This window comes from Aeromonas simiae, from assembly GCF_000820125.1.
GTDB lineage: Bacteria > Pseudomonadota > Gammaproteobacteria > Enterobacterales > Aeromonadaceae > Aeromonas > Aeromonas simiae.
The window spans coordinates 1-3,776 of record NZ_CDBY01000065.1 but is presented as its reverse complement, the minus strand read 5'-3'; the positions used below and the strand labels follow the sequence as shown (position 1 = coordinate 3,776).

The 3,776-nt window shown below is 57.5% G+C and carries 3 protein-coding genes and 1 pseudogene; all 4 read left to right on the top strand.

From position 1 onward, the window contains the following. Positions 1-148: 148 nt before the first annotated feature. Entirely contained in the window at positions 149-592 is a 444-nt protein-coding gene (locus BN1134_RS20305; protein WP_042047835.1) for a pilin, read from the top strand. Beyond that, entirely contained in the window at positions 592-2,298 is a 1,707-nt protein-coding gene (pilB, locus tag BN1134_RS13440; protein WP_042047834.1) for a type IV-A pilus assembly ATPase PilB, read from the top strand. Before BN1134_RS20305 ends, pilB begins: the two co-directional genes overlap by 1 nt. Positions 2,299-2,333: 35 nt before the next feature. Next, positions 2,334-3,572, top strand: coding sequence for a type II secretion system F family protein (locus BN1134_RS13435; protein ID WP_042047833.1), 1,239 nt, complete (start codon positions 2,334-2,336; stop codon positions 3,570-3,572). 18 nt (positions 3,573-3,590) lie between these two features. Then, positions 3,591-3,776 (top strand): annotated as a pseudogene (locus tag BN1134_RS13430) (prepilin peptidase); the annotation flags it as partial.

The window sequence follows — 3,776 nt, the reverse complement described above, 5'->3', positions numbered from 1 at the left end:
CCCGCCACTCACCCACATCTTCCCCTTCAAGCTATTGAATCCGGAAGCATACTGGAAGAGCGCGGGGCCACTCAGAATGGCGACGGTAGGCCATATCACACCGCCCTGTCGCTCAGCCTGGTCAACACTCGCAATAAGGATATTGATCATGAAAAAACAGGCAGGTTTTACCCTGATCGAACTGATGATTGTGGTGGCCATTGTGGCCATCCTGGCCGCCATCGCCCTGCCGGCGTATCAGACCTACACCAAAAAGTCGAAGATGACTCAGTTGGTAGCTGCCACCGGCGCACTAAAAACAGCAGTTGAAGTATGCATACAAACGTATGGCCCAGGTCAATGTGCCTTGGGAGGGAATGGGATGCCTGTATCCGCCGGTTCCTATGCTGGAGTGGATCTGACGTATACAGCGCCCGTATCTGGGTCAAATACGTCAATCACAGCTACAGTAAGCGCTTCTGGAGCAAGCTCAACATTAGCTCCACTTACAGTCTCTAACACTGTAACAATGACGTCTCCTTCAACAATTCCATTGGTGTGGACAATTACTTGTGACACCAATGCAACTAACGATGGATATTGCCCTAACTGATGACCTCAACCTCCAACAGCGGCCTGGCACTTAGCCTGGCCGCCTCTTCCCTGATCAGCGAGCAGGACTCGCAGCGCTTCTCCAGTCAGGCCAAGGCGCAGCGCAAGCCCCTGACCACCTTTCTTATCGAAAATCAGATCCTCTCCAGCCGGGAGCTGGCTGATTTTTGTGAGCAGGAGTATGGCGTTCCCCTGCTCGACCTCGATGCCTTCGAGCTGGGGGATATCCCCCCCAAATACATCAACCAGAAGCTGATCGAGAAACACCACGCCCTGCCCATCTATCTGCAGGGACACACCCTCTACATCGCCATGGCTGACCCGACCAATGTGGCGGCGCTGGAGGAGTTCGGCTTCAACTTCGGCCTGCATACCGAAGCCCTGCTGGTGGAAGAGGAGAAGCTGGTGCGCGCCATCGGCAAACTGCTCGAACACGATCAGGAGAACCTCAATGTCGATGACATCGATGATGCCGATATATCAGGTCTTGAGGTCGCCGATGAGCAGAGCCGTCTCGATGAGACGGTCAACAGCAGCGATGACGATGCTCCCATCGTCAAATACATCAACAAGATCATGATGGATGCCATTCGCCGCGGCGCATCGGATCTGCACTTCGAACCTTATGAACACAAGTACCGCATTCGCTTTCGCATCGATGGCATTTTGCATGAGGCCGCCACCCCGCCGGTGAACCTGGCCAGCCGCTTCGCCGCGCGGCTCAAGGTGATGGCCCGCCTCGATATCGCCGAGCGCAGGCTACCGCAAGATGGCCGCATTAAGCTGAAACTCTCCCGCAACCGGGCCATGGACATGCGAGTCAACACCCTGCCCACCATGTGGGGCGAGAAGGTGGTGATCCGGCTGCTCGACTCATCGGCGGCCCGCCTCAATATCGATCAGCTCGGCTTCGATGAGGAACAAAAGCAGCTCTACCAGACGGCGCTCGCCCGCCCCCAGGGCATGATACTGGTGACAGGGCCCACCGGCTCCGGCAAGACGGTGACCCTCTACACCGGTTTGAATCTGCTCAACACGGTGGAGCGCAACATCTCCACCGCCGAAGACCCCATCGAAATCAACCTGCCCGGCGTCAACCAGGTGCAGATCAATCCCAAGGCGGGATTGACCTTCGCCGGCGCCCTGCGCGCCTTTTTGCGTCAGGATCCGGACGTGGTGATGGTGGGGGAGATCCGCGATCTGGAAACGGCTGAAATTGCCATCAAGGCAGCACAAACCGGCCATCTGGTGCTCTCAACCCTGCACACCAACTCCGCTGCCGAGACCCTGACCCGCATGATGAACATGGGCGTTCCCGCCTTTAATATCGCCTCCTCGGTCACCCTCATCATGGCCCAGCGACTGGCGCGCAAACTGTGCGAACACTGCAAGCAACCCGACAATATCCCCGAGGGCGAGCTGCTCAAACTTGGTTACAGCGTACAGCAGGTCGCGGCCGGCATCCGTCTCTATCGCCCCTGCGGATGCAAAGAGTGCTCCGGTGGCTATCGTGGGCGCATCGGTATCTACGAAATCCTCTCCATGTCAGACAACATCGCCCGCATCATCATGCAGGGCGGCAACTCACTGCTGATTGCAGCCCAGGCACAAAAAGAGGGCATGCGCACGCTGCGCCAGGCCGGCCTCGAGAAGGCCCGCCTCGGTATCACCAGCCTGGCCGAAATCAACCGGGTCACCACCAACTAGACTAAGCCTGTATCCCCATCAGGCAGGAGCCAAGGATGGCCACACGAGCCAAACAGAATCGCCCCGTTAAAGTCAGCGCCTTTCGCTGGAGCGGCGTCAATCGCAAAGGTCAGAAAGTGTCTGGCGAGCTACAGTCTGACTCCATCGCCAACGTCAAAGCCGAGCTGCGTAAGCAGGGCGTCACCGCATCAAAAATCAGCAAAAAATCACAGGGGCTATTCTCCCGTGGCGCCGCCAAGATCAAACCCGCCGATATCGCCATCATCACCCGGCAGATCACCACCATGCTCTCTGCCGGCGTGCCATTGGTGCAAACATTGCAGGTGATTGCCCGCAGTCATGAGAAAAGTACGGTGCGCGATTTGGTGGGGGAGATCGCCAACGAGGTCGAAACTGGTACCCCGCTGTCAGAAGCGCTGCGGCGCCATCCCCGTCATTTTGACCAGCTCTATTGCGATCTGGTCGAGGCGGGCGAGCACTCCGGCGCCCTCGAGATCATCTTCGATCGCATTGCCACCTACCGGGAGAAGACCGAGGCGCTCAAATCGAAGATCAAGAAGGCCATGTTCTACCCCACCATGGTCATACTGGTCGCCATTGTCGTCACCTCTATTCTGCTGCTGTTTGTCATTCCCCAGTTCGAGGAGATATTCAAAAGCTTTGGCGCCGAACTGCCTGCCTTCACCCGCTTTGTCATCGGCATCTCCCGTTTCATGCAAAGTTGGTGGTATGTCTTCTTCGGCGGGGCGGCGCTGGCCATCTTTCTCTACGTACGTGCCTGGCGCAGCTCGGAGAAGGTGCGCAACAAAACCGATCAATTCGTCCTCGGGTTGCCCGTGGTCGGCATGATCCTGCACAAGGCAGCCATGGCCCGCTTTGCCCGCACCCTGGCCACCACCTTCGCCGCGGGTATCCCGCTCATCGAGGCGCTGGTCTCCTCCGCCGGCGCCTCGGGCAACTATGTCTATCGCACCGCCATCATGGCCGTACGCAATGAAGTGATTGCCGGCATGCAGGTCAACATGGCGATGCGCACCGTCGATCTCTTCCCCGATATGGTGATCCAGATGGTGATGATCGGCGAGGAATCAGGGGCCATTGATGATATGCTCTCTAAGGTCGCGGCCATCTATGAACAGGAAGTTGATGACTTGGTCGATGGCCTTACCAGCTTACTCGAGCCGCTGATCATGGTGGTGCTAGGGGTGCTGGTCGGCGGCATGGTCGTCGCCATGTATCTGCCCATCTTCAAGCTGGGCAGCGTCATCCATTAACCAGCCGATACCGATTTTATGTCCACTCTCTTGCTACTCAGCCAGGAGCTACCCTGGCTCTATTTTATTCTCATCGCCCTGTTCTCCCTGCTCATTGGCAGCTTTCTCAACGTGGTGATCTACCGTCTGCCCATCATGATGGAGCGTCAGTGGCAAAGCGAATATCAGGACTACTTTCACCCCGAGCAGGAGGCCCCCTCCCTC

What these genes read in the sequence shown, in the direction of transcription:
- BN1134_RS13435 (WP_042047833.1), top strand. Translation starts at nt 2,334, where the DNA reads ATGGCCACACGAGCCAAACAGAATCGCCCCGTTAAAGTCAGCGCCTTT.
- BN1134_RS20305 (WP_042047835.1), top strand. Translation starts at nt 149, where the DNA reads ATGAAAAAACAGGCAGGTTTTACCCTGATCGAACTGATGATTGTGGTG.
- pilB (WP_042047834.1), top strand. Translation starts at nt 592, where the DNA reads ATGACCTCAACCTCCAACAGCGGCCTGGCACTTAGCCTGGCCGCCTCT.